This window comes from Azospirillum sp. TSO5 (genome assembly GCF_003116065.1).
GTDB lineage: Bacteria > Pseudomonadota > Alphaproteobacteria > Azospirillales > Azospirillaceae > Azospirillum.
Map to the genome: position 1 here is coordinate 14,461 of NZ_LGQY01000018.1, position 26,305 is coordinate 40,765.

23 protein-coding genes are annotated in these 26,305 nt (G+C 68.9%); 12 read left to right on the forward strand and 11 right to left on the reverse strand.

What is annotated here, in order from left to right; translation table 11 throughout:
* Positions 1-18: 18 nt before the first annotated feature.
* A complete protein-coding gene (locus TSO5_RS04440; RefSeq protein ID WP_109150437.1) occupies positions 19-1,050 on the reverse strand; it encodes an esterase-like activity of phytase family protein in 1,032 nt (343 codons plus the stop codon).
* A gap of 222 nt (positions 1,051-1,272) precedes the next feature.
* Here TSO5_RS04440 and TSO5_RS04445 point away from each other — a divergent pair, with 222 nt between their 5' ends.
* The 4 genes from TSO5_RS04445 (at position 1,273) to phaZ (ending at position 6,944) form a co-directional block, all read left to right on the forward strand.
* The gene (locus TSO5_RS04445) at positions 1,273-2,025 is read left to right on the forward strand and encodes a sensor histidine kinase (protein WP_109150438.1); all 753 of its coding nucleotides are present in this window, start codon (positions 1,273-1,275) and stop codon (positions 2,023-2,025) included.
* A 344-nt stretch (positions 2,026-2,369) separates the two neighbouring features.
* Complete coding sequence (locus TSO5_RS04450; RefSeq protein WP_109150439.1) at positions 2,370-4,658, forward strand: VTT domain-containing protein; 2,289 nt, start codon at positions 2,370-2,372, stop codon at positions 4,656-4,658.
* Positions 4,655-5,464, forward strand: a complete 810-nt coding sequence (locus TSO5_RS04455; RefSeq protein WP_109150440.1) for an endonuclease/exonuclease/phosphatase family protein — start codon at positions 4,655-4,657, stop codon at positions 5,462-5,464. The genes TSO5_RS04450 and TSO5_RS04455 overlap by 4 nt, the downstream gene beginning before the upstream one ends.
* Before the next feature lie 253 nt (positions 5,465-5,717).
* Positions 5,718-6,944, forward strand: a complete 1,227-nt coding sequence (gene phaZ / locus TSO5_RS04465; protein ID WP_109150442.1) for a polyhydroxyalkanoate depolymerase — start codon at positions 5,718-5,720, stop codon at positions 6,942-6,944.
* Positions 6,945-7,120: 176 nt separating this feature from the next.
* Here the strand turns inward: phaZ and eat are convergent, their stop codons facing one another.
* Genes eat through TSO5_RS04480 form a run of 3 tightly spaced genes read right to left on the reverse strand, consistent with a single transcriptional unit; the run spans position 7,121 to position 10,738 of the window.
* Positions 7,121-8,533 (reverse strand): ethanolamine permease, encoded by a 1,413-nt coding sequence (eat, locus tag TSO5_RS04470; protein ID WP_109150443.1) that lies wholly within the window; start codon positions 8,531-8,533, stop codon positions 7,121-7,123.
* A 49-nt stretch (positions 8,534-8,582) separates the two neighbouring features.
* Entirely contained in the window at positions 8,583-9,347 is a 765-nt protein-coding gene (gene eutC, locus TSO5_RS04475) for an ethanolamine ammonia-lyase subunit EutC (protein ID WP_109150444.1), read from the reverse strand.
* Positions 9,347-10,738: an ethanolamine ammonia-lyase subunit EutB gene (locus TSO5_RS04480; RefSeq protein WP_109150445.1), complete on the reverse strand. Its 1,392-nt coding sequence runs from the start codon at positions 10,736-10,738 to the stop codon at positions 9,347-9,349. Before TSO5_RS04480 ends, eutC begins: the two co-directional genes overlap by 1 nt.
* 415 nt (positions 10,739-11,153) lie before the next feature.
* Between TSO5_RS04480 and TSO5_RS04490 the strand changes: the two genes are divergently transcribed.
* Positions 11,154-11,342 carry a hypothetical protein gene (locus TSO5_RS04490; RefSeq protein ID WP_109076510.1) on the forward strand — a complete coding sequence of 63 codons (189 nt, stop codon included), beginning with the start codon at positions 11,154-11,156 and terminating at the stop codon, positions 11,340-11,342.
* 13 nt (positions 11,343-11,355) lie between these two features.
* Here TSO5_RS04490 and TSO5_RS04495 read toward each other — a convergent pair whose 3' ends face one another.
* Positions 11,356-12,012, reverse strand: coding sequence for a DUF1194 domain-containing protein (locus TSO5_RS04495; RefSeq protein ID WP_348981045.1), 657 nt, complete (start codon positions 12,010-12,012; stop codon positions 11,356-11,358).
* A gap of 442 nt (positions 12,013-12,454) precedes the next feature.
* On the opposite strand from TSO5_RS04495, the gene TSO5_RS04500 reads away from it, so the two are divergent.
* The 6 genes from TSO5_RS04500 (at position 12,455) to TSO5_RS04525 (ending at position 20,576) form a co-directional block, all read left to right on the forward strand.
* Positions 12,455-14,368 carry a hypothetical protein gene (locus TSO5_RS04500; RefSeq protein WP_247870585.1) on the forward strand — a complete coding sequence of 638 codons (1,914 nt, stop codon included), beginning with the start codon at positions 12,455-12,457 and terminating at the stop codon, positions 14,366-14,368.
* A gap of 145 nt (positions 14,369-14,513) precedes the next feature.
* On the forward strand, positions 14,514-15,149 hold the full coding sequence (locus TSO5_RS04505) for a LysE family transporter (protein WP_109150448.1): 636 nt from the start codon (positions 14,514-14,516) through the stop codon (positions 15,147-15,149).
* A 340-nt stretch (positions 15,150-15,489) separates the two neighbouring features.
* Positions 15,490-17,556, forward strand: a complete 2,067-nt coding sequence (locus TSO5_RS04510) for a GGDEF domain-containing phosphodiesterase (protein WP_109150449.1) — start codon at positions 15,490-15,492, stop codon at positions 17,554-17,556.
* Positions 17,557-17,669: 113 nt separating this feature from the next.
* Positions 17,670-18,614, forward strand: coding sequence for an EamA family transporter (locus TSO5_RS04515; RefSeq protein WP_109150450.1), 945 nt, complete (start codon positions 17,670-17,672; stop codon positions 18,612-18,614).
* Positions 18,615-18,903: 289 nt separating this feature from the next.
* Positions 18,904-19,242, forward strand: a complete 339-nt coding sequence (locus tag TSO5_RS04520; protein ID WP_085091864.1) for an acyl carrier protein — start codon at positions 18,904-18,906, stop codon at positions 19,240-19,242.
* A gap of 2 nt (positions 19,243-19,244) precedes the next feature.
* Complete coding sequence (locus tag TSO5_RS04525) at positions 19,245-20,576, forward strand: GH1 family beta-glucosidase (RefSeq protein WP_109150451.1); 1,332 nt, start codon at positions 19,245-19,247, stop codon at positions 20,574-20,576.
* On the opposite strand, the gene TSO5_RS04530 is transcribed toward TSO5_RS04525, so the two are convergent.
* The 3 genes from TSO5_RS04530 to TSO5_RS32615 all read right to left on the reverse strand — a co-directional run bounded on the left by TSO5_RS04530 (position 20,573) and on the right by TSO5_RS32615 (position 22,338).
* Positions 20,573-21,157, reverse strand: a complete 585-nt coding sequence (locus TSO5_RS04530; RefSeq protein WP_109150452.1) for a HutD family protein — start codon at positions 21,155-21,157, stop codon at positions 20,573-20,575. The two genes, TSO5_RS04525 and TSO5_RS04530, sit on opposite strands and share 4 nt — an antisense overlap.
* Before the next feature lie 58 nt (positions 21,158-21,215).
* Entirely contained in the window at positions 21,216-21,914 is a 699-nt protein-coding gene (locus TSO5_RS04535; protein WP_109150453.1) for a hypothetical protein, read from the reverse strand.
* A 247-nt stretch (positions 21,915-22,161) separates the two neighbouring features.
* Positions 22,162-22,338 (reverse strand): hypothetical protein, encoded by a 177-nt coding sequence (locus TSO5_RS32615; protein ID WP_158282034.1) that lies wholly within the window; start codon positions 22,336-22,338, stop codon positions 22,162-22,164.
* A 488-nt stretch (positions 22,339-22,826) separates the two neighbouring features.
* Here TSO5_RS32615 and TSO5_RS04545 point away from each other — a divergent pair, with 488 nt between their 5' ends.
* Positions 22,827-23,570, forward strand: coding sequence for a rhodanese-like domain-containing protein (locus tag TSO5_RS04545; protein ID WP_109150455.1), 744 nt, complete (start codon positions 22,827-22,829; stop codon positions 23,568-23,570).
* Positions 23,571-23,583: 13 nt separating this feature from the next.
* Here TSO5_RS04545 and TSO5_RS04550 read toward each other — a convergent pair whose 3' ends face one another.
* From TSO5_RS04550 to TSO5_RS04560, 3 genes are all read right to left on the reverse strand, one after another.
* Positions 23,584-24,633, reverse strand: coding sequence for a YihY/virulence factor BrkB family protein (locus TSO5_RS04550; RefSeq protein ID WP_109150456.1), 1,050 nt, complete (start codon positions 24,631-24,633; stop codon positions 23,584-23,586).
* Positions 24,634-24,645: 12 nt separating this feature from the next.
* A complete protein-coding gene (locus TSO5_RS04555; protein WP_109150457.1) occupies positions 24,646-25,494 on the reverse strand; it encodes a DUF3618 domain-containing protein in 849 nt (282 codons plus the stop codon).
* A gap of 98 nt (positions 25,495-25,592) precedes the next feature.
* A complete protein-coding gene (locus TSO5_RS04560) occupies positions 25,593-26,237 on the reverse strand; it encodes a YjbE family putative metal transport protein (RefSeq protein WP_109150458.1) in 645 nt (214 codons plus the stop codon).
* Positions 26,238-26,305: the final 68 nt, after the last annotated feature.

Sequence of the window (26,305 nt, forward strand, 5' to 3'; positions counted from 1 at the left end):
TTTGGTCGGAAAGCCGGGTCAGGAGGACGGGCCGGGCAAGGCGAACAGCAGCAGGTAGGTGCGCTGGAGCGAGCTGAAATTGTTGTCGGAGATCAGATAGACCAGCGTTTCCCCCGCCGGCCCCGGCCGGGTGGCGATGCCTTCGAAATTGTCGTTCACCAGCGGCGGCTCCAGACGCCCGAGCTCTTCGCCCTCCACGACGGCGCCGGCGGTCAGTTGCCGCGGCGCCACGCGCACCAGCCGCGACGACCATCCTCCCAGCAGCGACACCCAGCGCTCCAGCACCACAGCGCCGCCGTCCGGCAGCGGGGCGACGGAGGTCGGGCGGTAGCGCGGGGCGGCAAGATAGGTGAAGGACTGCCAGTCGACGGCACTGCGCGGAACCCCGTCTCCCGCAATGCCCGGCTTGGTAATCCAGGCGCGGCGTTCGCGGCGGCCGTCGTCCTTCCCCTCCTCGATGGCAAGCAGCCGTCCGTCGGGAAGGCGGGTCAGCGCCTCCAGCCCGCCATTCTCCGGCGCGCTGTCCATGCCCGGCGGCAGTGGAATCGGCGTCGGCGTGCCCTCCGGCCCGCGGTCGCCGCCCCTATAGCGCAGGATGCGGTGGTCGCGCTCCAGCGAGACCAGCCAGCCGCCGTCGGGCAGCCTGGTCAGATCCTCCGCATCGGTGCGGCGCTTGCTGTGGGAGGTTCCCTCCTCCACCGTCAGCGGCCGGGCGTGGACATCGGACAGGCCGGTCAGCCGCCCCGCGGCAGCGGGTTGCAGCTGGCCATCAACTACCAGCCCGGTATCGCCGATGGCGACGAAGCGGTCGCCGGCCGGGTCCACCCACAGGCCGGACAGCCCGCCGACCCGGTCGCCCCCGGCGATGTCCAGCCCGCCCAGGAAGCGCAGCGGCCCGACCGCCAGCTTGCCCGGCCGCCCGCGGTCGAGCGGAACCGCGGCGGTCTTGACCGAGTCGGGCTCCCCTCCGCCGGCACCGACCACGGCGACGCAGCCGCCGGACAGGGCCACCAGCAGCAGGCTCCATACAACTGTCTTTCGTATCGTCATTGCGCGACTCTTGTCAGTGCAACCGAGAGACACAATCTTTCTTTTGAGGATCATTTCGTGCATATGGCGACCTGCGGCGCGACCGTTACGGCACCTCCATCATACCGGCTAGGCGCGGCGGATTACTCCCTCAGAACCGGGTGGGGTCGGCGGGACAAGCGCTTAGATTGACGAATGTTTTCGACGATGCCTATCCATGACGACCGAGCCGAGCCCGTTCCCATGCCGATGCTTCCGCGGTCGCAGACCGCCTATTCTCCTCCGGACCAGACCGGCGACGGCGTCGCGTCCGGCATGTCTGGCGGCGTGTCTGGCGGCGCGTCCGGCGGCGCGTCCGGCGGCATCCCCTTGGCCGACCGGCTGACGGCGCGCATCCAGGAGTTGGAGGCGGAGCTGCGGGAACTGCAGCACCGCGCCAAGAACAGCCTGCAGCTGGTCATCAGCCTGCTGAAGCTGCAGGCCGGCCGCATCCGCGACCCCGACGCCCGCGCCGCCTACGAGCAGACCATGGTCCGCATCGAGGCGCTGGCGATTCTCTACCGCCAGCTGCACGAGAGCGGTGCCGGCACCCATGTCGACCTCGGCCGCTACGTCACCGCGCTGTGCGAGGCGGTGCGGGAAGGCACGCCCGGCGCCCTGTCGCGCGTCCCGGTGACCGTCGATTCCGACTCGATCCAGATCGGCCTGTACGAGGCGATGCCGCTCGGCCTGATCATCGCGGAGCTGGTGACGAACTGCCTGCACCATGCCTTCCCCGACGACGGCTGGATCCGCATCACCGTGCGCCAGCAGGGCGACAGCGGCCGAGCCCGCCTGACGGTGGAGGATAACGGCCGCGCCCTGCCCGCCGGCTTCGACACCACGTCCGAAGACGGCATGATGCTGGCCGAGGCGCTGGCCGGCCAGCTCGGCGACACGCTGTCCACCGACAGCGACGCCGCCGGCACCACCGCCAGCGTCAGCTTCCCGGTCTGACTGCGGTTCCGCTGATAGAGATCTCGGAAGGCGCCTGTCGGCCGTCATTCCCGCGAAGGCGGGGATGACAGCCGAAACGGGGGCTGCGTCGGCGTAACGACGATAAAACGTCCCTTCAGTGCCGGAATTCCTCACCATCATGGGGCTCACGTCGTCATCGTCGGATTGATGCCGCGACGCTTCATTCACGCGGCCTTGCAATTCTCCTGACACGGTTGATTTTTCGACCACCGGCGCGGTTCGGGTGGCTGCAATTCCCACCGGCTTTCACCAAATGGCGAAGGGCGGGGAAGGAAAGGCCTTCCCACATGTTATGACCCAGGACACGCAGCCGATCGGACGCCATGTACGCCCATTCGCCCCAGCCAATCCCGTCAGCCGGATCGCCGCCCGCCCCCACCGGGGCCACCGGCGTGCTGCGGCCGATCCTGGAGCCGGGGCGGACCTGCTGGCGGGTGGAGCACACCGCGAGGCTGGGCGTCATCGTCGATGCGGAGGATTATTTCGCGCTGGCCAAGGCGGCCATGCGGCGCGCCCGGCGCAGCATCTACATGACCGCCTGGGATTTCGACGCCCGCATCCGGCTGATGCCGCAGACCCGCCGCCCGCGCCGGCCCGACCGGCTGGGCACGCTGCTGAACTGGCTGGCGACGACGCGGCCCGACCTGCACATCCATGTGCTGAAATGGGACTATGCCGAGCTGTTCGACCTCGCCCGCTGGTCGCACCCCTTCATGCTGCGCAACTGGCTGACCCACCGGCGCCTGCAATACCGGCTGGACAGCGATCATCCGACCGGCGCCTGCCATCATCAGAAGATGCTGGTGATCGACGATCAGGTCGCCTTCTGCGGCGGGCTGGACGTCACCGCCAACCGCTGGGACACGCGCGCCCACCATGCCCATGACCCGCGGCGGCGCCAGCCCGACGGCAAGCCCTACGAGCCGTTCCACGACGTGATGATGGCGGTGGACGGCGACGCCGCCCGCGCGCTGGGGGAGATGTTCCGCGATCGCTGGGCGCGCGCCACCGGCGAGACGCTGACGCCCCCCGCCCACTCCCCCGGCCGGCCGGCCCGCCGCCACCCGCTGGCCGCCGACCCCTGGCCGCCGGGGTTCGAGCCGATGCTGCGCGGCGTGCGCGTCGGCATCGCCCGCACCGACCCCGCCTATAACGGGCGCGAGGCGGTGCGCGAGGTGGAGGCGCTCCATCTGGAGGCCATCGCCCAGGCGCGCGACGTCATCTATCTGGAAAGCCAGTATTTCGCCTCCACCGCGGTGGCCGAGGCGCTGAAGGCGCGGCTGGCGGAACCGGACGGGCCGGAGGTGATCGTCGTCAACCCGGTGCGCACCACCAGCTGGCTGGAGAACACCGTCATGCTCGGCGCCCGCGCCCGGCTGACCCGCGAGCTGCGCGAGGCCGACCGCCACGGCCGCTTCCGCCTGTTCGCCGCGCTGACCGACGGCGGCGCCTGCATCACCGTCCATGCCAAGGTGATGGTGGTGGACGACCGTCTGCTGCGCATCGGCTCCGCCAACCTTAACAACCGCTCGATGGGTCTCGACACCGAGTGCGACCTTGCGCTGGAAGCCGGGCCGGGGCCGGAGCATGCGGACACCCGCCGCGCCATCCGCCACACCCGCGACGACCTGATCGCCGAGCATCTGGGATCCACGGCGGCGGCGGTCGCGGCGGCGCACCGGCGGCTTGGCTCGCTCACCGCCGCCATCGAGTCGCTGCGCAAGCCGATCGGGCGGACGCTGGAACCGCTGCACGACCCCGAACCCGACGGGCTGGCCGCCGCGGTCGCCGACGCCCGTGTCTTCGATCCCGAACATCCGGTCGGCGCGGTGGACATCGTCCGCCGGGTGCTGCCGTCGCGCATCCCGCGCACCCGCCACTGGCTGATGCTGGCCGGCGTCCTAGCCCTGCTGGGGCTGTGGGGCATGTGGCGCTACACCGCGCTCAGCGAGTGGGCGACGCTGGACGCCGTGCTGACCGTCTTCCATAGCCTGGGCGAGAGTCCGCTGGCGCCGCTGTGGCTGATGCTGGCCTATGTCGCCGGCGGCTACGTCATGTTCCCGCTGACCGTGATGATCGCCGCCACCGCCATCGTCATGGGACCGTGGTGGGGCTTTCCCACCGCGATGGCCGGGGCGGTCGCCTCGGCGGTGGCGATGTTCTGGACCGGGCGGATGGCGGGGCGCGACCTGCTGGACCGCCATGGCGGACCGCTGATCGCCCGCATCAACGAAAAGCTGGCCGACAGCGGCATCGCCGCGGTGGCCGGCGTGCGCGCCGTGCCGGTGGCGCCCTACACGGTGGTGAACCTCGCCGCCGGCGCGTCGAAGCTGCGCTTCGGCGACTATGTGATCGGCACCATGGTCGGTCTTGCGCCCGGCATCCTTGCCTTCAATCTGCTCGGGCACCAGCTTGAGCGCACCATCACCAACCCCGGGGCCGGCGACATCGCGCTGCTGGCGGGGATGGCGGCGGTGGCGATCGGGCTCGGCTGGGTGACCAGCCGCCTTCTCGGCCGTTCCGGCCGGGACAACGGTCCGGGCAAGAGCAAGCAGGACCGGCCAGACGACAGGTCGGACGAAAGGCCAAAGGGAAGGAATTTGGAACCGTGATCCGTTTCAGCCGTGACCGTGTCCAGCGCATCGCCGCCGCGTTGCGCGCCGCCCGCGCCCGCCGTCCCCGCCGTGCCGACCGCCGCAGCAACCCCATCCCGGACGGTATGGCCGCGCTCAGCGTCGCCACCTGGAACATCCACAGCTGCGTCGGGCTCGACGCCCGATTCGCCCCCGACCGCATCGCCCAGGTGATCCGCGACCTCGACGTCGACCTGATCGGCCTGCAGGAGGTCGGCTGGCACCATCGCGGCGAATCGGGGATGGACCAGTTCGCCTTCCTCGAACGGCACACCGGGCTGACGGCCTATGCCGGCCCGACCAAGCACAGCGAGCGCGCCCATTACGGCAACTGCCTGCTGACCCGCCTGCCGGTGCGGTCGATGGAGACGATGGACCTGTCCGTCGGCAAGCGCGAGCCGCGCGGCGCCATCGACGCGGTGGTGGAGGTGCAGGGCCGCCCGGTGCGGGTGATCGTCGCCCATCTCGGCCTCGACCCCTGGGAACGGGCCAAACAGGTTGGTGACATAGTGTCGCGGGTGGAAAGCCAGCCGGAGCTGCCCACGCTGTTCATGGGCGACCTGAACGAATGGACGCCCAGCTCCCCCCGGCTGCGCCAGCTCGCCTCCTCCTTCGCCGACGTCGCCAATCCGCGCAGCTTCCACGCCCGCATGCCGACCCTGCGGCTCGACCGCATCTATGTGACGGGAGGCTTGCAAATCCCCGCTTTCGAGGTGGTTCGCACCATCCTCACCCGTCGGGCATCGGACCATCTGCCGGTCCGCGCGGTGCTCGCCGTCCCCTGAACGTCAACAGCTGTTCCTAAACGTCAGTATGACCAACGGAGTCGCGCTCCGAGGTCATAGCGGGATTGTTGCGGTTGATAATTTTTTGTGCAGTGCAATGTTCTTTCAGCAACAGAGCTTTGCAAATGCGAAGAAGCTCTTGACCTATACGCCACCCCTGACGAAGGATATGGTTGGTAATACGATCAATACGCTGATCGAAGGTATAACCGACCCTGGCCGACCGGGGGCAGCCGTGACGTGAGGATCTGATTTGCTGTACCATCTGTACGACATGCAACACGCCGCCATGCGGCCGATGCGTTTCTGGGCCGAAGCCGCCCAGCACACCTTCCAGAATCCGCTGATGCCGTTGTCCTACACCAAGCTTGGCCGGGCGGTCGCCGCCGGGGCCGAGTTGGTGGAGCGGACGACCCGCCGCTTCGGCAAGCCGGCATTCGGTCTGGCGGAGACGGTGGTCGATGGGCAGACGGTGCCGGTTACCGAGCGTTTCGTCTGGCAGTCCCCCTTCTGCAAGCTGCTGAACTTCGCCAAGCCGGAAGGCACGCCGCGCCAGCCTAAGGTGCTGCTGGTCGCCCCGATGTCGGGGCACCACGCCACGCTGCTGCGCGGCACCGTGGAAGCGCTGATGCGCGACCATGACGTCTACATCACGGACTGGATCGACGTGCGGCTGGTGCCGATGGCGGCCGGCCGCTTCGACCTGGACGACTACATCGACACGGTGGCGGAGCTGATCCGCTTCCTGGGGCCGAACACCCACGTCATCGCGGTGTGCCAGCCGGCGGTGCCGGTGATGGCGGCGGTGTCGCTGATGGCGGCGGCGGACGAGCCGGTGCAGGCGCGCAGCATGACCCTGATGGGCGGCCCGATCGACCCGATGGCCAACCCGACGGTGCCGGTCAAGCTGGCGATGGAACGCCCGCTGAAGTGGTTCGAACGCAGCGTCATCACCACGGTCCCGGTCTATTATCCGGGCGCCTTCCGCCGCGTCTATCCCGGCTTCATCCAGCTGTCGGGCTTCATGTCGATGAACCTCGACCGCCACATCAACGAGCATGTCGGCCTGTTCCGCCACCTCGTCCGCGGCGACGGCGATTCGGCCGAGCAGCACCGCCGCTTCTACGACGAATATCTGTCGGTGATGGACCTTTCGGCGGAATTCTACCTGCAGACCATCGAGACGGTGTTCCAGAAGCACGCCCTGCCCAACGGCACCATGATGTCGCGCGGCCGCAAGGTGGAGCCGGCGGCGGTTCGCAAGACCGCGGTGATGACGGTGGAAGGCGAGCTGGACGACATCTCCGCCCCCGGCCAGACCATCGCGGCCCAGCGCCTGTGCTCGTCGCTGCCGGACGAGATGCGCAAGACGCATTTCCAGAAGGGCGTCGGCCACTACGGCATCTTCAACGGCCGCCGCTGGCGCGAAGCGATCCTGCCGGAAATCCGCAGCTTCATCCAAAGCCACGACGGGGAGTGAGGGGATGGAGGCGCGCCGGCTGCGGGTGCCCCCTCCCTCCCGCTCTTGCGAGCGGGTCCCTCCCTCCCCCGCTTCGCGGGAGAGGGGAGAATTTGCGAAAGCGACGGCAGTCCCCTCTCCCGCGGAACGCGGGGGAGGGTTAGGGAGGGGGCACCCGCAAGGCACCCCCACACCCCTCAATCCACCATCGACCGCGCCTCGGTGAACGCATCCATATGCCCCAGCCCCGAAGCCCCGCCGGCCTTCACCCGCATGCCGGCGGTGGCGACGTGGAACAGGTAGCCCAGCGCGAACAGCGCCACGAACAGCCCGAAGACCAGCGCGTTGTAGTAGACCATCGTCACCAGGGCCAGCACCGCCAGCACCAGCGAGATCGCCGGGAACACCGGGTAGAAGGGCGCGCGGTACGGCCGCTCCAGCGCCGGTTCGGTGGTGCGCAGGCGGAACAGCGCCGCCATGCTCATGATGTACATGACGATGGCGCCGAACACCGACATGGTCACGATGTTGGCGGTCAGCGGCTGGCCACCGATCTTGATCAGCTCGTCGGAATAGATGGCGGCGATGCCGATCACGCCGCCGGCCAGGATGGCCCAATGCGGGGTCTTGCGGGTCGGGTGCAGGCGGGCCAGCACCGGCGGCAGGAAGCCGGCGCGGGACAGCGCGAAGATCTGGCGCGAATAGCCCATGATGATGCCGTGGAAGGACGCGATCAGCCCGAACAGGCCGATCCACACCAGCATGTGCAGCCAGCCGCTCGATTCACCGACCACCGCCTTCATCGCCTGCGGCAGCGGGTCGTTGATGTTGGACAGCGCGTTCCAGTCGCCGACGCCGCCGGCGAAGATCATGGTGCCGAAGGCCAGCACCACCAGCGTCAGGATGCCGCCGATATAGGCGCGCGGCACAGTGCGCTTGGGATCCTTGGTCTCCTCCGCCGCCATCGCCGCCCCCTCGATCGCCAGGAAGAACCAGATGGCGAAGGGGATCGCGGCGAAGATGCCGCCGAAGGCGTCCATGCTGAAGCTGGGCGACCCGGACCAGCCGTTGGCGGTGAAATTCGCCCAGGAGAAGCCGGGATAGACGACGCCCATGAACACCACCAGCTCAATGATCGCCAGGATGGTGACGAACAGCTCGAAGGTGGCGGCGATGGACACGCCGGCGATGTTCAGCCCCATGAAGACGATGTAGGCGCCGACCGCCGCCGTCTTCGGGTCCAGCCCCGGAAACTGCACGTTCAGATAGGCACCGATGGCGAGCGCGATGGCCGGCGGCGCGAAGACGAACTCGATCAGCGTGGCGAAGCCGGCGACGAAGCCACCGGTCGGCCCGAAGGCGCGGTAGCTGTAGGCGAAGGGACCGCCGGCATGAGGGATGGCGGTGGTCAGCTCGGTGAAGCTGAAGATGAAGGTGGTGTACATCGCCGCGATCAGGATCGTGGTGACGAGGAAGCCAAGCGTTCCCGCCGCCGCCCAGCCGTAGCTCCAGCCGAAATATTCGCCGGAGATCACCAGCCCGACGGCGATCCCCCACAGATGGAGCCCGCTCAGGCTCTTGCTCAATTCAGGTTTCGTGTTCCCAGACATGTTGCCTCCTGCCCCTGTTCAAGGCTTTGGAATTGATGGCGGCGCTCTCTCACGACCGGTCGGTCAGTTGGTTTTTGTCGTTGTCCGGACCGGCAAGGGACGGGGCGTCCTCCTTCAGGGCGACCCCCGTCAGCTTCAGCCGCGCCGCCTCGGTGGCGAGCCAGCACAGCTTGTCGGCGGCCGTCTGGATCGACAGGCCGCCGGCATGGATGTTCGAAATGCAGTTGCGTTCGGAATCGGCACGGCCGGGCTTCGGGTCCCAGGTCAGATAGACACCCAGCGACTCCGCGGCCGACAGGCCGGGCCGCTCGCCCACCAGCAGCGCCACCAGCCGGGCACCCATGGCCGCCGCCACCTCGTCGCCCAGCGCCACGCGGGCCTGTTCGGCCAGCACCACCGGCCCGATGCGCAGAGGCCTCAGCCGCGCCACGCAGGCATGGACCAGCGGGGCGGCATTGACCTGCACCGCGGCGGCCGACAGCCCGTCGGCGATCACGAACAGCAGGTCCCACTCGCCCGCCGGCAGATCGGCGGCGCTGGCCGGGTCGAGCCGGCGGCCGAGATCGGGCCGGCGCAGATAGGTCGGCCGGTCGGGTGCGGCGCTGTTGACGCGCAAGCATTCAAGCGGCGACAGGTCGGCGGCCAGCCGGTCGAAATCGACGGCGCTGTGCACCGCGTCGCGGGCGCGGGCATGGGCCAGTTGGAATTCCAAGAGCGCTTTCGTCGGCAGCGCGTCGCCGCTGCGGCCCAGCGCGATGCGGGCGCGGGTGGCGCTGCGGAAGCGCGCCCACGGATCTTTGGGATTGTCGCTCATCAGGCCGCACTCCCCAGCAGGGCGGAGACGACGAGGCTCTGGTCGGGCCAGGGCGGCAGGCGGCGCTGCTCGTCGAGCCAGCCGGCCTTGTCCAGCCACGCTTCGAACTCCGGCGCCGGCGGGCGTTTCAGCAGATGCCGCAGCCCGAGCACGTCGTGATAGGACAGGCTCTGGTAGTTCAGCATGACGTCGTCGGCGCCGGGCACCGCGATCAGGAAGTTGACACCCGCGGTCGCCAGCATCGTCATCAGGACGTCCATGTCGTCCTGGTCGGCCTCGGCATGGTTGGTGTAGCAGACGTCGCAGCCCATCGGCACGCCCAGCAGCTTGGCGCAGAAATGGTCTTCCAGCCCGGCCCGCGTGATCTGCTTGGCGTCATAGAGATATTCGGGGCCGATGAAGCCGACCACCGTGTTGACCAGCAGCGGGTCGAAGGCGCGGGCGACGGCATAGGCGCGGGTTTCCACCGTCTGCTGATCGACGCCGAAATGGGCGTCGGCCGACAGGGCGGACCCCTGCCCCGTCTCGAAATACATGACGTTGTCGCCGATGGTGCCGCGCTTCAGCGATTTGGCCGCCTCCTGCGCCTCGGCCAGCAAGGACAGGCTGACGCCGAAGCCGCGGTTGGCCTTCTCGGTGCCGGCGATCGACTGGAACACCAGATCGACCGGCGCCCCGCGCTCCATTGCCTGCATCGTGGTGGTGACATGGGCCAGCACGCAGGACTGCACCGGGATGTCGAAGCGGGTGCGCACGGCGTCCAGCATCTCCAGCAGCGCGATGCAGGCCGGCACATTGTCGGTCGCCGGGTTGATGCCGATCACCGCGTCGCCGATGCCGTAGAGCAGCCCGTCGAGCGTCGAGGCGGCGATGCCGGTCGGATCGTCGGTCGGATGGTTGGGCTGCAGCCGGCTCGACAGCCGCCCCGGCAGCCCGACCGTGGTGCGGAAACGGGTGACGACCGAGCATTTGGCGGCGACGCAGACCAGATCATGGTTGCGCATCAGCTTGGACACCGCCGCCACCATCTCGGGCGTCAGGCCGGGGGCGAGCGCCGTCAGCGCCGCGGTGTCGGCGTCATAGGACAGCAGCCAGTCGCGGAACTGCCCGACCGTCATGTGCGCCACCGGCCGGAAGGCCTCGGCGTCATGGCGGTCGATGATGAGGCGGGTCACCTCGTCGGTCTCGTAAGCGATCAGAACCTCGTTCAGGAAAATCTTCAGCGGCAGGTCGGCCAGCACCATACGCGCCGCCACCCGCCGTTCGTCGCTGTCGGCGGCGATGCCCGCCAGCTCGTCGCCCGACCGCCGCGGCGAGGCGCAGGCCATCACCGCCTTCAGATCGTCGAAACGGTGGCGCTGCCGCCCCAGATCGCAATGGTACCCAGCCATGCCGGCCTCCCGCCCGTCTCATCACGGCAGGAAGAGTGGCACGGCGGGCGCGGCGGGCAGTTGACCGTAGAACACAAAATGCGGGGCAGCCGCTTACCCTGCCCAGGATCCCCTCTCCCCCCCGGGGAGAGGGTTAGGGTGAGGGGGGCGCGTGGCGAGGATCTTCAAGAATCGCGCACTCTCCGCTCGCACATAATCCACGCAGTGCGTCCTCCTCACCCCGACCCTCTCCCCGGGGGAGAGGGAGATTCGAACATGGGGAGTAGCTGAAATGGCGGCACCCCAAGCCCAAGCGGAAGCGTCAGCGGAGCAATCGGCTAGGCGGCCGAACCCAATGCCCGGTCCTCCCGTTCCCTATCGCACTGCAGCGCGCCGCCCGTCACCGGACGCCGCGCGCCACAAGAAGGAGACCGTCATGCTGACGCTGTTGCGCACCGCCGTCCTGGTCCTGCCGCTGGTCGCCGTGGCCGCCTGCCACAAGGACGGTCCGGCCGAGCGGGCCGGCGAGTCCATCGACAACGCCGGCCAGAGCGTCAAGGACGCCATCGACCCGCCGGGTCCGGCGGAAAAGGCCGGCCGCGCCATCGACCGGGCGGTGAACTGACTCCCACCCCCGCTCAGCGTGCCGCGAAGTCCAGCCCGTCCGGCTGGACGCCCGACACCTCCAGAAGCAGTTTGCTGAGAATGGCGTCGGCAAAGGCGTCGAAGTCGCGGGCGGGCACCAGGAAGGCGCCGGGGCCGCCGATGACATGGTCGCGGTAATAGCCCTCCAGGTCGTTCGGCGCCGCGCCGCCCCAGGGGTTGGGCCGGTCGTTCAGGATCGGCAGCCCGTTGATGGTGATGCCGCGGGCGACCGCGGCGTCGCGCGCCTCCTCCACCGGGCGGCCGCGGTTGTTCTCGCCGTCCCCGGAAATGTCGATGACCCGCCGCATGCCCTCGAACGCGTTGTTGTCGAACAGCGGAACGACGAAGTCGATGGCGGCGCTGATCGAGGTCCATTGCTCCGTCGTCATTGGCGCCTCCGCCACCATCGCCGCGAAGCGCTCGACGCTGGCGGGATCGCTCAGCTCGGTCCAGGCGACGACGATGTGCTGATAGCTTTCGCCCGACCATTCCACATAGGTGGCGCCGATCCGGCCGAAGGGGCCGCCGCGGATCGCCGCCTGCACCTTCGGGTTCAGCAGGGCCTGGACATAGCCGTTGCGCTGCAGCTTCGCCTCGTCCGGGTCGACGCTGCCGGACACGTCCACCGCCAGGACCAGTTCCAGGTCCACCGGCGTCTGCGCCGCGGCCGGAACCGCGGATAAGCACAAGCATAAAGGAGCGACGACAAGCAGGGAGACGAGGAGGCAGGCACGGCTATGGGCCAAGAGACGGTATGCACGCATACGCACCCTCCTTCTCGCCACCGGTGTCCGGCCTGTCGCGCCGGACAAAGAGCCGCGCCGGACGAAGGATTGAGGATTGGTGTGCGAACGTTTCCTGTCCATGCCCCGCCGGGCTATTCCGGCAGTCGCGATTGGGCAGGGCGGGGTACTCCACGCCGCCCACCGGACTTGCGGTCCGGCGGCAACCCGCGGCGGTTCGGAGCTTCGCCCCGATAGGGAGGTGACAAACCGACGATTGCCTGCATAGCTTACGCCTTAAGGGGTAGTCCGCAAGACGGTGCTTTCCCATCCCTCCCCGTCCCCATCCATGTTCCGAGCAGCCATAGACGTGCCTTCCGCCCGCTCGCTCCCCGGCCATACCGCCGCACCGGTTCCGTCCCGATGGGCAGGCCGGCTGTCATGGTTGGCCGGCGCGGCGCTGGCGGCCGGCTGGACCGTCATGGCGGCGGCCCAGACCCTGCCCCCGCCGCTGCAGTCCGCCGGGCTGACCGTACCCGCTCCGCCGAAGCCGCAAGCCCCGGTCGGGCAAACTCCAACCGGGCAGACACCAGCACGACAGGCTCTTGCTGGCCGCCCCGCCGACGCTCCCGGCACCTGCGCCGATCATGAACCGGCGGGCCAGGCCGTCCTCGATGCCCTGTCCGGCGGGGACGAGGCTTTCGCCGAACTGGCCCGCCGGTCGCCGGCGGACGCCTTCCGCTGTTCCAGCCTGTTCCCCGGCGAGGCGGCGCTGGCCGCGCTACGCGGGGCGGCGACACTGGCGCCCTTCGATGCGGTCGGAGCCGCGGACCAGATGATCGGCCGTCCTGGCGGCGCGGAGATCGTCGCCCTCGCGCTGGACCTCGGGCTGCTGTCGCAGGCGCTCGACACCGGGCTGCCCTTCTACGAAACGCGGCACGAACTGCGCAAACGCCTGGGCATGCCCGATCTGCGGGCGCTGGAGATCCAGGCGGCGAAGGCGCTGGCCGCCTCGCTCGCGCGCGATCCGGCCGCGATGGCGCCGAAGATCGGCGCGCTGCTCGACGACATGGTGGACGATCCGCCGGCCGACCGCTTCCGCATCGCCATGGCGCTGTCGGCGGAAGATCTGTTCGGGCTGATCGCGCGGATCGGGCCGCAGCTCTACACCTCCTCGCTCGACGGGCTGGTCAACATCCTGCAGATCCAGCTCAAGCAGGAGCGGCGGAGCCTTCTCGACCTCGCGCGCGGAGAGCGGACACGGCCGCTGTGGGCCGACTTCTTCGTGGCGACGGTCGGCGGTGGCCGGGCGGCCAGCCTGTTCGGCGCCAATCCCGCCATCGCGCGGGAGCTGATGCGCGAAAGCCTGCGGGCACTGCTGCCGGCCCAGGACGCGCCGGTTCCCGGAACCGACGCCGCCGTGGTGATCGGCGCGCTGGCCGACGCCATGGACCTGGACAACCGTGCCGTCCGCGCCGCCCTGGAGGACGAGCTGGCGGCCTGGTACCGCGGGACCGGCGAAACGCCGGCCCGGATCATGGCCGGACTTGCCGGCAGCCTGCATGCGACGCGCCTATCGGGCCGCCCGGCCACCCCGGCTTTCGAGGCCGAACGCTTCCTCCAGCGCCATCCGCCGGCCGCCCTGCCCGTCCTGACCGGGCAGCGCCTGTTCCGCAACGGCATCAACGTCCAGCGGATGACCTTCTACGACGACCCCGATGGGCGGGCCTCCTTCCGCGGCTTCCTGCGGCAGCACCGTGCCCAGGGGTGGGCGCTCTACAGCCAGTCCGGCTTCACCGTCGCCGTCAGCCCGGACCGCCACGGGCGCCGGATCGTCATCGTCGCCGACGAGCCCGGTGCCCATGATGCCGGCCGTGCCGCCGCCTGGGACTGGATGGCGCGCGAAGGGCTGGTCCCGTCCATCGTCATCCATCGCGGCCACAGCTATCACGAGGACTCCACCATGACGGAGATCGCGCCGGCCACGGCGCTGGTCTTCTGGGGGTCCTGCGGCGGGCACACGCGGTTGCGCGCCACGCTGGAACGCGCGCCCGACGCGCTGGTGCTGGCGACGCAGAACATCGGCGTGTCGACGGTCAACGAAGCCCTTCTGGGCATCATCGAAAACCGGCTGCTGGCGGACGGTACCATCGACTGGAACGGGGTGTGGCGCGAAGCGCAGCGCCGCATTCGCGACCGCCGCTTCGCCGCCTACAAGCGGCCGGACCAGGATTCGGCGAACCTCGCCTTCCGGGCTTGGCAGGTGCGGGCGGCGGCGCCCTGAGCCGGAACGCCCAGGCCGGCCCGCCTCGCCGCCGAGCATGGCTGTGTTTCGCCGGAGCCGCTTGCGGCGGAGCCGGGCGCGTGCTGCTGTGGTGCGGCCGATTGTTGCCCACCCCCGGTATCCCCGCTCTTGAGGTCCGCAAATCATGATGTGGCAGACGCTCGCCTTCTTCTTCGCCACCGCCTTCGTGATCTCGGCGACGCCGGGGCCGAACATGCTGCTGGCGATGAGCCTCGGCCTGCGCTTCGGCGCCCGGCGTGCGGCCTGGGGCGGCGCCGGCATGTGTGCGGCGCTGGCGGTGATGGCGGCGCTGTCGGCCTTCGGGTTGGGCGCCCTGCTCTCCACCTCCGTCCTGGCCTTCGAGATCGTGCGCTGGGCCGGCGTCGCCTATCTGACCTGGCTCGGCATCGCCGCATGGCTGGCGCCGGTCGAGCAGCCCGGCGAGCGTGACGCCGCCGCAGCCGCATCGGGGGAAGGCACGCCCGTCCGCCTGTTCCTGCGTGGCGCGCTGGTCGCCTTCAGCAATCCGAAGGCGCTGGTGTTCATGGGCGCCCTGTTCCCACAGTTCATCGACGCCGCCGCGCCGCTGGCGCCGCAGCTGATGGCGCTGGTCGCCACCATGGTGGTGATCGAGTTCGGCTGGATCATGGCCTATGCCACCGGCGGCGACCGGCTGGCGGCGAAGCTGACCACCGTGTCGGCGGCCAAGTCGCTGAACCGTCTGACCGGCGGCCTGATGATCGGCGCCGGCGGCCTGCTGGCGCTCGCCCGCCGGGTCTGACCCGCCCTTCCTCCATCCCCCAAAAGAAAAAGGGCCGCGCAATCGCGCGGCCCTGAAGTTTAGGGAGGAAACGCCCCGAGAATGGGCAGGGCCAAGATATGCTGCGGCGCACACGAACTGGTATTACCAATGCTGAATGGTAGCCATGCGTCGCAGGAATGGACCTATGCAGCAATATGCATTCTCAGCAATAGAGCCCGTCCCCGGTTACAAAAATTTCACGGAACCGCCGCGCCCCGGTCATCGCCCGCACCACTAATGCTTCGGCTTGCCGCCTCTGCCGAAAGGCTTACCCCCGACCGGGGCGGCGGTGCGAAACATGCGGCCGAGGAACGGTGCGATGGCGATCCCAGTCCTGCGCAGCCTGACGCTGAAGCAGGCGATTCACGCGGTTCTCGCCGCCTTCGTCATCGGCCTGACCATCACCGCGGCCGAATTCGCCTGGACCGCCAGCCGTGAGCGCACCATGGCCCTGGCCCAGGTGGCGGACGCCGTCGCCCTGGTGGAGGGGCCGGCCGCCAGCGCCGCCTGGCTGATCGACGCGGAGCTGGCCGGTCAGGTGCTGCAGGGCATGGTTCGCGCCAACGCCGCCTGGGCGGAGATCCGGCTGGGCGACGGCACCCTGCTCGCCCGCCGCGAGCGCCCGGCCAGACCGGCGAGCCTGCTGGAGCGCGCGGCGACGACGCTGCTGTTCATCGACCGGCCGGTGGTGACCCATGACCTGACGCCCCCGGCGAGCGCGCCGAAGGTCGCGGACAGTCCCCGCATCGGCACGCTGATCGTCGGCATCGACACCGGACGGGCGGCGTCGGGATTTCTCGCCTATGTCTCGGCGGCGCTGCTGGCGGGGACCCTGCGCAACCTGCTGATCGGGCTGGCGATGGCGGCGGTGTTCCACCGGCTGCTGACCCGGCCGCTGCTGCAGATCGGCCGGGCGGTGGCGCGGATCGACCCGGAAAAGCCCTATGGCCAGCCGCTGGCCGTCCCGCGCGGCCATGCCGACGACGAGCTTGGCTTCGTCATCGCCCGCTTCAACCACACCCTGACCCTGCTGGAACGCGAGCATGACGAGCTGCGGCGGCTGGCGACGCGCTGCCCGCTGACCGGGCTGGCGAACCGGGCGCTGCTGCTCGACCGGCTGGACCACGCCATCGAACTGGCGAACCGCGCGCGTGAGCCGGACGCCGGCCGGCTGGCGGTGCTGTATGTCGACCTCGACCGCTTCAAGCGGGTCAATGACAGCCTCGGGCATGGCGTCGGCGACCTGCTGCTCTGCCGGGTGGCGGAGCGGCTGGGCGCCAGCGTGCGCCGCTGCGACACCGTCGGCCGGCTGGGCGGCGACGAGTTCCTGGTGGTGCTGGAGCGCGTCGCCGACCGCGACGAGGCGGCGATGGTGGCGCAACGGCTGCTCGACGGCCTGTCCTCCCTGCGCGAGGTGGGGGAGCATCGCGTCCACCTCACCGCCAGCATCGGCATCGCCGTCCATCCCCTGCCGGGCAACGGCGAATCGCCCGACAGCATCGGCCTGATGCGGATGGCCGATTCGGCGATGCAGGCGGCCAAGACGGCGGGCGGCGACCGCTTCGTCTTCTACACCCGCGACATGACCGACCGCGCCGAGACCCGGCTGCGGCTGGAATCCGGCCTGCGCGAGGCGGTGGCGACGCGGGCCTTCGAGCTGGTCTACCAGCCGAAGATCGAGGCGGCGAGCGGCCGGCTGACCGGCTTCGAGGCGCTGATCCGCTGGCGGCACGAGGGGGCGGCGATCTCCCCCGCCGACTTCATCCCGGTGGCCGAGGACACCGGCCTCATCATCGAGATCGGCCGCTGGGTGCTGGAGGAGGCCTGCCGCACCGCGACCCGCTGGGCGCTCGACCATGGCCCGGTGCCGGTGGCGGTCAACGTCTCCGCCCGCCAGCTCGCCGACCCCGGCTTCGCCCGGCTGGTCGAACAGGTGCTGCAGCGCCACGGCACCCCGCCCCACCTGCTGGAGCTGGAGATCACCGAGACCGTCATCATGAAGGACGTGCGCCACCATCTGCCGACGCTGAACCGGCTGCGGGCGTTGGGGGTGCGCATCGCCATCGACGATTTCGGCACCGGCTATTCCTCGCTGGCCTATCTGCGCCAGCTGCCGGTGGATGTGCTGAAGATCGACCGCAGCTTCGTCAACGACCTGCCGCACGCCCCCGACATCGCCTCCACCGTCATCGCGCTCGCCCAACGGCTTCTGCTGTCCACCGTGGCGGAGGGGGTGGAAACCGCCGAGCAGCGCCATTGGCTGGCGGAGGCCGGCTGCGACTGCCTGCAGGGCTATCTGATCTCGCGCCCGCTGGCGGCCGAGGCAGCGGAAGCGATGGTGATGACCGCCTTTGCCCGCAACGAGGCGCTGCCCCTGACGGCATAAGGCCGTCGCGTGAGGCCGGAGTTTCGGTCAATGCGCGGCGGAGGTCCGGTCAAGACAGCCGCCCGCCGGCCGGCTATGGTCGCCTTCCTCGCGCCAACCGACCGACACGCATCATGACCGTCTCCGCCACGCCCTCCGCCACCCTGCCTGATCGCCGATCCGTCAACCGCGCCACGCTGGTCGGCTTCACCGCCATCCTTTTGTGGGCGACGCTGGCCCCGCTGGCGACGCTGGCCTCCATGGTGCCGCCGTTCCAGCTGGTGGCGACCTCCTTCCTGCTGGCCTTCCTGGTCGGCAGCGGCTGGACCGCCTCGCGCGGCGACAACCCCTTGCGCTATTTCCGCCAGCCGCTGGCGGCCTGGGCGCTGGGAGTCGGCGGGCTGTTCGGCTTCCACTTCCTCTATTTCATGGCCCTGCAGGCGGCACCGCCGGTGGAGGCCAACCTGATCAACTATCTGTGGCCGCTGCTGATCGTGCTGTTCTCCGCCCTGCTGCCGGGGGAGCGGCTGCGGTCCTGGCATGTCGGCGGCGCGCTGGCCGGGCTGGCGGGCACGGTTCTGCTGATCGCGCGCGGCGGCAGCGGCAACTCCATGGGCGGATTCTCGATCGACCCGGCGCATCTGCCGGGCTATGCCGCCGCTCTCGGCAGCGCCATCACCTGGGCCGGCTATTCGGTGCTGCGCCGCCGACTGGGCCAGATCGGTGAGGCGCCGACCGACGCGGTCAGCGCCTTCTGCCTCGTCACCGCGCTCCTGTCGCTGCTCTGCCATCTGGCGCTGGAACGCACGGTTTGGCCGGAGACCGCCGCCGGCTGGGGAGCGATGCTGCTGCTGGGGCTGGGACCGGTGGGCGCGGCCTTCTTCGTCTGGGATTACGGCGTGCGCCACGGCGACATCCGGGCACTGGGGGCGCTGTCCTATCTGGCGCCGCTGCTGTCGACCCTGCTTCTGGTCCTGTTCGGCCTCGCCCCCAACTCCGGCATCATCTGGGTATCCTGCGCCCTGATCGCCGGCGGTTCGCTGCTCGCCAGCAAGGATCTGCTGCGGCGGAAGGATTAAGCCTCATCGCCACCATCTGCCTGCCGGTGATGATCGGCTTCGTTCTGCATGGGGCGTGCCGTTCCGGCCTGCCCCGGATCCGGCAAAGGATCCGGCCCCGGCTCCCTCCGTTCCTGCACAATGTCTGGGCACACTCCGGCGCCCCATGCCCGCGGAGGTGGCAAATCCTGCGCGGTTTTTTGCCGCGCCCGGCGGGAAACCCCGATGCTGACTGCTTTATTCTTTAACGATCGGTGCGTACAGTCGCTGTTGCCTACCCCTTTCGCGCAACCCAAAGCCGAGCGTCGCGATGAGCAAGTCGATCGAGGGTGTATCCAACTGGATGCACATGTTCCGCTGGATCGTGAAGCTGATCCGCGACGAATATGGGGTCGACGAGGCTCTGCTGACCCGCAATGCGACCCTGGAGACCGATATCCAGCTGTCGATCGATCAGGTCGAACAGGTTCTGGAATACATCTCCGAAAGCTTCGCCATCCGCTTTCCCGAAGGGACGCTGGACGAACTGGTGAAGCTGGAGGAACTCTGTCTGCTGGCGAGCTGGATCAAGGGCTATTACAAGCGCCCCGAATTCATCTCCGACGCGTTCGAGGCCCGCTGCCGCAGCATCAACCAGATCGCAGCCTGACCATGACCGACCGGACCTTCTCCTATCCGCCCGGCTTCACGTGGGGCGTTTCCACCTCCGCCTACCAGATCGAGGGGGCGGCGGCCGAGGATGGGCGCGGCGCCAGCATCTGGGATGTGCGCTGCCGCACCCAGGGCGGGGTGGTGAACGGCGACACCGGCGACGTCGCCTGCGACCACTACCACCGCATGCCGGAGGATGTGGCGCTGATGAAGGGGCTGGGCGTCGATGCCTATCGCTTCTCGGTCTCCTGGCCCAGGGTGATGCCGCGCGGCAAGGGCGCGGTGAACGACGCCGGGCTGGACTTCTACGACCGGCTGATCGACCGCCTGCTGGAGTCCGGAATCGAGCCCTGGCTGTGCCTCTACCATTGGGACCTGCCGCAGGCCCTGCAGGATCTGGGCGGCTGGTCGGCCCGCGACTGCGCCGGCTGGTACGCCGACTATGCCGCGCTCTGCGCCCGGCGCTACGGCGACCGGGTGAAGCGCTGGATCACCTTCAACGAATTCTCGGTCTTCACCCTGTTCGGCTACGCCATCCCCTGGGCGGCGCCGGGAATCGTCGACCGGGCCCAGCATCTGCGCGCCATCCACCACGTCAACCTCGCCCATGGCGCCGGGGTGGACGTGCTGCGCGACATGGTGCCGGGGGCCTCCATCGGCGCCATCCACAACCGGCAGGTCGTGATCCCCGAGACCGACACGCCGGAGAACCGCGCCGCCGCAGCATTGCTGGACGAGCATTGGAATCTGGTCTTCTGCGATCCGCAGATCCTCGGCCACTATCCGCCGCAGACCGCCGCCGCCATCGAACCCTATGTCCAGCCCGGCGACATGGCGCGCATCGCCCGGCCGGTGGACTGGTTCGGTCTGAACCATTACGGCCCGATCTTCGCCAAGGCCGAGCCGGCCCGGACCTGGGGCTATGGCTGGGGCGACGCGCCGCCCGATTCGCCGACCCACGGCGTCGGCTGGGCGATCTTCCCCAACGCCTTCCGCGACGAGTTGCTGACGATCCAGCGCCGCTACCGCCTGCCCATCGTGGTGACGGAGAACGGCTGCGGCGGCAGCGACACCGTCAGCCCCGACGGCAGGGTCCACGACCCGCACCGCATCAATTACCTGACCATCTACAACGCCGCGATGCGCGACGCGATGGCCCAGGGCGCCGACGTGCGCGGCTATTTCGTCTGGTCGCTGCTGGACAATTTCGAATGGGGCAGCGGCTATGGCCAGCGCTTCGGCATCGTCCACGTCGATTTCCAGACCCTCGCCCGCACGCCGAAGGACTCGGCGCGCTGGTACGCGGAGCTGATCCGGGCGGCGAAGGCTTAGCGCCGCCGCACCTCCGCGCAGACGCCCTCCGCCCCGTCCGGTGCCTCCACCAGCACGGCCGTGTCGCGCAGAAGCAGGCTGTGGCCGGCGGGAACCGTCAGCGCCTCGCCACCGTCCGGCATGACGGTCAACGTTCCGGCAAGCGCATGGACCAGCAGCACGTCGCCGGCAGCCCGGTGGCGGGCCTGTCCCGCCAGCAGGGTCAGCGCGCCGGTTGCCGATGCACGGTCCAGCATCAGGTTCACGTCGCGGATCGGGCCGGCGGTCGGCTCGCACCAGACCGGCGCCTCGCCGGGAAAGGCGAAGGCGGGCTCCAGGCGGCGGCGTTCGACCGGCTGGGCGCCATCGACCGACAGGCGCATGCCGTCGCCCTCCACCACCGCGATCAACCGGTCATAGCCGGGAAAGGCGGAAAAGGGGCCGGGTTCGACCACGTCGGCGATGCTGACGCGCCAGACGAATCGCCCGTCGGCGGCCGGTTCCACCGCCAGTTCGGTGGTGACGCCGCCGCCATTCTTCCAGGGAACGCGGCGATGGTCGTCAGGGGTCAGGCGCGTGATGGACGGGTTTTTGGACTGCAAGGGTCTGCTCCGGAACGGATCGGCTCCGCCCGGTCATAGCACAGCCGACAGCCCGGCTTCACACGAACAGGCTGAAGCTGCCCATCAGTTTCTGTGTGCCGGTCTGGCCGGTGGGGATGGAGTTCATGCTGCCGATGGCCTGATTCAGCCCGTCGAGCATGGCCTGCTGGCCGGTGGTGAGCGTCAGGCCGGTATCGCCCTTGGCCGGCTGCTTGGCCACGGTGTCGTAGTCCTGGCTGTAATTGCCCATGACCAGCTGCATGGCGTAGTTCTTGGGGTCCTTGTCGGACTGCCCCTTGTCGCGGGTGACGCGCAGGGTGTAGTCGCCCTTGTCGACCGACAGATTGCCGGCCTGCAGCTTCTTGAAGGCGGTGTAATTATCGCCGGCCTTCGGGTCGCTGTCGGCCATCACCCGGCCAAGCCGGTTCATCAACTGGACATGCACACCGTCGTCGCCGACCTGCCCCATGGTCAGCTCGCCGCTGGTGACGACCTTGAACTTGTAGAAATCGACCTTGTCGTTCGGGGCCAGCGTGCTGGCGACGTTCAGGCGGGTGGTGTTCTTGGAAATCACGCCGATGTCGGTGGCGCCGCCCGCGGTGGTCAGCGCCGACTTCTTCACCGTCTTGGAGAACTCCTTGACGTCGCCGACCGCCTGGTTGCTCTGCGACTTCTTGATCGCCTCGACCGCATTGTTGATCGAGGCGTTGAGGCTGGACACCAGGGAGTTGACGCTTGAGAGAGCATCATCCGCCATGATCAGTCATCCTTCTTCCGATCCGATCCCCACACCCGAAAACAAGTCCGAAAACCCGATCCGAACGCCGGTTGAGGAGCACCAAGCCACAGAACAGAGGGTACGGCCGGCTGAGCCGTAACCCGGACACGTCTGCCCTAAGGGAGTATACGACAACAGCCGGCGGAACATAGGCAGGATTCGTGATTTTTTTGGTCGAAAGTCCGGATGCGGGACCTGCACGCCACGATCGGCGGCCCCATCCGGCTCAAGACCGCGGCTTTTCTCCCTTGTCCGGCAGCGACTCCGACCGGGTGCTTCCGGCCGCTGCGGCCAGGGCAGCCGGCTGCGGGGACGACTCGGCGGCCCCCGATGCGGCGGAGTCTTCAGCGATCGGGCAGTGGGGCGGCTGGGTGGGACCGGTGACGACATCGAAATCGAACATGACAACCTCTCTCGGCTGGTGATGAAGCCGCCCGGGTCGCCCGTGCTCGGATTTTCAGGATGTGAGGCCCATCAAGGGCCGGGGTCACAAACACGAAAGCCGCCGCGGGTCGGTCCGGGCGGCTTCGGGAGTGAGCGACAGATGCGCGTTCCTAGGCCGCCGAACGAAACCAGCGGCCAAAATATCGGGAACGTCCAATGGACGTGATGGAAAGCGTCTGTCGCATAGCGGCGACCATAGCGCGCGGTTGCCGCCCTGCCAAGAAGGATTTTGGCCAAGGGATATCGCGGCGGGTGCGAACGGCCGGCGTTGCAAGGCCGCGAATTATCCGGACTAAGCTGAGTGGGATCGGTACAAGGCTCGGCGGCCGGGGCTATACTCCGCCATCTCTCGGATAGCGAAGTGCCCATCGCCAAACCCGCCATGATGCCGGTTTGGCGATGTTGCGTTGAATCCTGTCGCACACCTTCCGTGGATGGAGCTTGGTCATGAACAACGTTCGTTTCCTCGCCTCGGTAGCCGTTGCGGCAACGCTCCTTTCAGGCCCTGCTTTCGCTCGCGATATGACCATCTATCAGGCGGTCATTGGAGAGACCGACCAGAAAACGCAGGAGATCAGCACCGAGGACATGCGCCGCATCGTTTCGCAAGGGGGTGCAACCATCCTGGATACCCGTCCCCTTGCCGAATTCGTGAACGGGCATATTCCCGGAGCGAACACTCTCAAAGGCCCTGGATCGGAAGCGGTTGCCGGGGTCGAGAAGCTGGTGGACGGCGACAAGAGCAAGGCTTTGGTTCTCTACTGCAATGGGCCTCATTGCCAAGCCAGCCGGCGCATGGCCGCCCAACTGCTCGATGCCGGCTTCACGAACGTGCGCCGCTATCAGCTCGGCATGCCGGTCTGGCGAGCGCTCGGCGGCCCGACCGAAATCGACCTCGAAGGGGTCCTGCGGATCTTCAGGAACGATCAGACCGCGGTCTTCCTCGACGCGCGGTCGGCCGAAGACTTCGGCAAAGGCAGCCTGCCGCGTGCGCACAATCTCACAGCCGAGACTGCCGCGAAGGTCCAGGGGGCTCCCATGCCCCTCGATGACTTCAATACGCGGATCGTGTTGTTCGGCCGCGATGCGCAGCAGGCGCGGGAGCTTGCCGAAGCCCTGAGCAAGCGGCCATGGCACAACGTGTCGTATTTTGCCGGAACCTTCGAATCCCTGAACGCCGCCGTCAACTGATGCATGAATTCAGTCAGCCGGCCTTCCGCTCGCCCACCGTGTCGGCGACATAGGCGTCGCGCCGGCCCATCGGGCGGGAGGCGTGGCCGTCGCGGTCGGTGGTGTCGCGGGCGGTCTGGTGCTCGATCTCCGCGTTCAGCTCCGCCCCCATCAGCACGACATAGGAGGTCAGGTTGAACCACAGCAGCAGGATCACGACGGCGCCGACCGAGCCGTAGGTCTCGTTGTAGCTGCCGAAGTTCGACACATAGACGGAAAAGCCCAACGACCCCAGCAGCCAGACCACGGTCGCCACCGCGGACCCCCAGGTGACCCAGCGCCATTGCGGCTCGCGGCGGTCGGGGGCGTAGCGGTAGAACACGGCGAGCGCCAGCATGATCGTCACCGCCAGGATCGGCCAGCGGGCGAGGCTGGCGATCCAGCCGATCGGCGTGTCCTTCAGCCCGATGATGTTGATGGCGGCCGGGACGGCGACGATCAGCGCAATGGCGAGGATGACGAACAGCAGGCCCGCCACCGTCAGCCCCATCGACAGCATGGCCAACTTGAGGAAGCCGCGCGTCTCCTTCTCGCCATAGGCGATGTTGAGCGCCGTCACCATCGAATTGGTGCCGCGCGAGGCGCTCCACAGCGTCAGCAGCAGACCGAAGATCAGGCCGAAGCCCAACCCCTGCGACGGGGCGGTCGCCACCTTGCGCGCCTGGTCGCTGACGATCGACAGCGCTTCCGGCGGCAGCAGGCTGCCCAGCTGGTTCAGCTGGGTCTCGATCATCGACGGATCGGCGACGAGGCCGTAGATCGACACCAGCGCCGCGACGGCGGGGAAGATGGCGAGCAGGGCGTAATAGGCAACGCCGGCCGCCAGCATCGACACATTGTCCTTGCTCTGCTCGTCCCACACCCGCAGCAGGATGTCCTTCCAGCCCTTCTTGGGGATGTCCGACGGGGTGTCCGCCGACCGGCCGCGGCCGTCCCCGCCCCCCTTGCCGTTGCCGTCATTCGCGGCACGTCCGCCCGCACGGTTCCGGTGCTCGTAGTAATGGCGTCGGCTCAACCCCAGCATGCCCCGCCCTCCTCAGACCACGGCTTCGCGCAACGCGCCGACGCGATGGCGCGCCGTTTCGATGGCGTGGAACTGGGCGCCGATGACGACCTGCAGATGGTCGTCCGGCGCATCGTGCAGGGCGTCGCGGAACAGCGACAGCGTGCCGTCCAGCCCGCCTTCCAGCCGGGCCAGCAGGTCGCCGCGCGCCCCCGGTCCGCCGGCCCCGGCCATCACGCTGCGGGCGCTGGCCTCCGCCAGTCCATGCATGGGCGACCAGACGCGCGTACCGTCGCCGGCGGTCTCGATCCAGCCGCCGCCGGTGCGCAGTTCGGCGTCCAGCGCCATGGCGCTGCGGTCGAGCTGGTCGGCCAGATCCTCCAGCCGGGCGGACAGGGCCGTATCGGCGATGGTCATGTCGGCGCGGCGGAAGGCTTCCGAGCCGTCGCGGCAGGCGGCGATCAGGTCGGTCAGCAGATGCCGGCTGCGCGGGTCGAGGTGGCGGCCATGGGGATCGTAATCGTCGAACTCCGTGATCGATTCCGGCGTGCGGGCGACCGCCACGGCAAGCCAGAGGGCGCCGACGCCCATCAGCGCCACCGGGATCGGGTTGGCGCGCACCGCGCGGGCGATGCGGCCGGACAGCCCGTCGCCGCCGCCCTGGATCACGTCGCGCACCACCTGCACCACGCCGCCGGACATCTGGCCGGGCGACAGGCGGAACTCGATCTCGTCGATCACCGAATCCATGCGGGCGCGGATCGATTCGATCTCGTGCTCGATCTCTTCCGGCCGGCGGCCCTGGGGCGATGTGGCTGTGGTGGGTGTGGCGGCCGCATCGGACGGAGCGGCGGACGGAATGGCGTCGTTGTGATGGGTCATGCCGGGCGTCTCCTGTGGGGGCTGCCGGCTTGCAACACCAGGAGACGCCGATTGTTCCGACCGCGCCGGCCTGGAACCCGCCCGGTCAACCCGCCCGATCAGGTCACATGCTGGGCGAAAGCCATGACCTCCATGCTGCCCTGCCAGATCATGCGGACGGCGACATAGACGATGACCACCAGCCCCAGATAGGCGATCCAGTGGAAGCGGTTCAGCAGCCGCGCGATCACCGTCGCCGCGGCGCCCATCAGCGCCACCGACAGCAGAAGGCCGATGGCCAGCACCCACAGATGCTCGCGCGCCGCACCCGCCACCGCCAGCACATTGTCGAGCGACATCGACACGTCGGCGATGATGACCTGCCGGATGGCGGCGCCCACCGACTTGCCACCCCCGGCGGGGGTGGGGACAGCGTCGTCGCCCTCCTCGGCCATCAGGGCGGCGGCCTCCGCCTCCTCGCGCTGGCTGCGCAGCTCGCGGAACAGCTTCCAGCACACCCACAGCAGCAGCAATCCGCCGGCCAGCGTCAGCCCGATGATGTCCATCAGCCGGGTCGCCGCCAGCGCGAAGCCGATGCGCAGGACCACCGCGGCGGCGATGCCCCAGAAGATCACGCGGGCGCGTTTCTCCCGCGCCACCCCGGCGGCGGCCATGCCGACGACGATGGCGTTGTCACCGGCCAGCACCAGGTCGATGAACACCACCTGGGCAAGCGCGATCAATTCTGGAATCAGCGAGTCCACGGTCTGTCCGTCGATTTTCAGTTGAGGAGATGCGGGCGGGGAAGGCCTGCCCTATAGCGCGTGAACAC

Bases quoted from the DNA above. Each gene is read 5' to 3' on its own strand.
- TSO5_RS04440 (WP_109150437.1), bottom strand. From the start codon at position 1,050: ATGACGATACGAAAGACAGTTGTATGGAGCCTGCTGCTGGTGGCCCTG.
- TSO5_RS04445 (WP_109150438.1), top strand. From the start codon at position 1,273: ATGCCGATGCTTCCGCGGTCGCAGACCGCCTATTCTCCTCCGGACCAG.
- TSO5_RS04450 (WP_109150439.1), top strand. From the start codon at position 2,370: ATGTACGCCCATTCGCCCCAGCCAATCCCGTCAGCCGGATCGCCGCCC.
- eat (WP_109150443.1), bottom strand. From the start codon at position 8,533: ATGTCTGGGAACACGAAACCTGAATTGAGCAAGAGCCTGAGCGGGCTC.
- eutC (WP_109150444.1), bottom strand. From the start codon at position 9,347: ATGAGCGACAATCCCAAAGATCCGTGGGCGCGCTTCCGCAGCGCCACC.
- TSO5_RS04480 (WP_109150445.1), bottom strand. From the start codon at position 10,738: ATGGCTGGGTACCATTGCGATCTGGGGCGGCAGCGCCACCGTTTCGAC.
- TSO5_RS04490 (WP_109076510.1), top strand. From the start codon at position 11,154: ATGCTGACGCTGTTGCGCACCGCCGTCCTGGTCCTGCCGCTGGTCGCC.
- TSO5_RS04505 (WP_109150448.1), top strand. From the start codon at position 14,514: ATGATGTGGCAGACGCTCGCCTTCTTCTTCGCCACCGCCTTCGTGATC.
- TSO5_RS04510 (WP_109150449.1), top strand. From the start codon at position 15,490: ATGGCGATCCCAGTCCTGCGCAGCCTGACGCTGAAGCAGGCGATTCAC.
- TSO5_RS04515 (WP_109150450.1), top strand. From the start codon at position 17,670: ATGACCGTCTCCGCCACGCCCTCCGCCACCCTGCCTGATCGCCGATCC.
- TSO5_RS04520 (WP_085091864.1), top strand. From the start codon at position 18,904: ATGAGCAAGTCGATCGAGGGTGTATCCAACTGGATGCACATGTTCCGC.
- TSO5_RS04525 (WP_109150451.1), top strand. From the start codon at position 19,245: ATGACCGACCGGACCTTCTCCTATCCGCCCGGCTTCACGTGGGGCGTT.
- TSO5_RS04535 (WP_109150453.1), bottom strand. From the start codon at position 21,914: ATGGCGGATGATGCTCTCTCAAGCGTCAACTCCCTGGTGTCCAGCCTC.
- TSO5_RS32615 (WP_158282034.1), bottom strand. From the start codon at position 22,338: ATGTTCGATTTCGATGTCGTCACCGGTCCCACCCAGCCGCCCCACTGC.
- TSO5_RS04545 (WP_109150455.1), top strand. From the start codon at position 22,827: ATGAACAACGTTCGTTTCCTCGCCTCGGTAGCCGTTGCGGCAACGCTC.
- TSO5_RS04550 (WP_109150456.1), bottom strand. From the start codon at position 24,633: ATGCTGGGGTTGAGCCGACGCCATTACTACGAGCACCGGAACCGTGCG.
- TSO5_RS04555 (WP_109150457.1), bottom strand. From the start codon at position 25,494: ATGACCCATCACAACGACGCCATTCCGTCCGCCGCTCCGTCCGATGCG.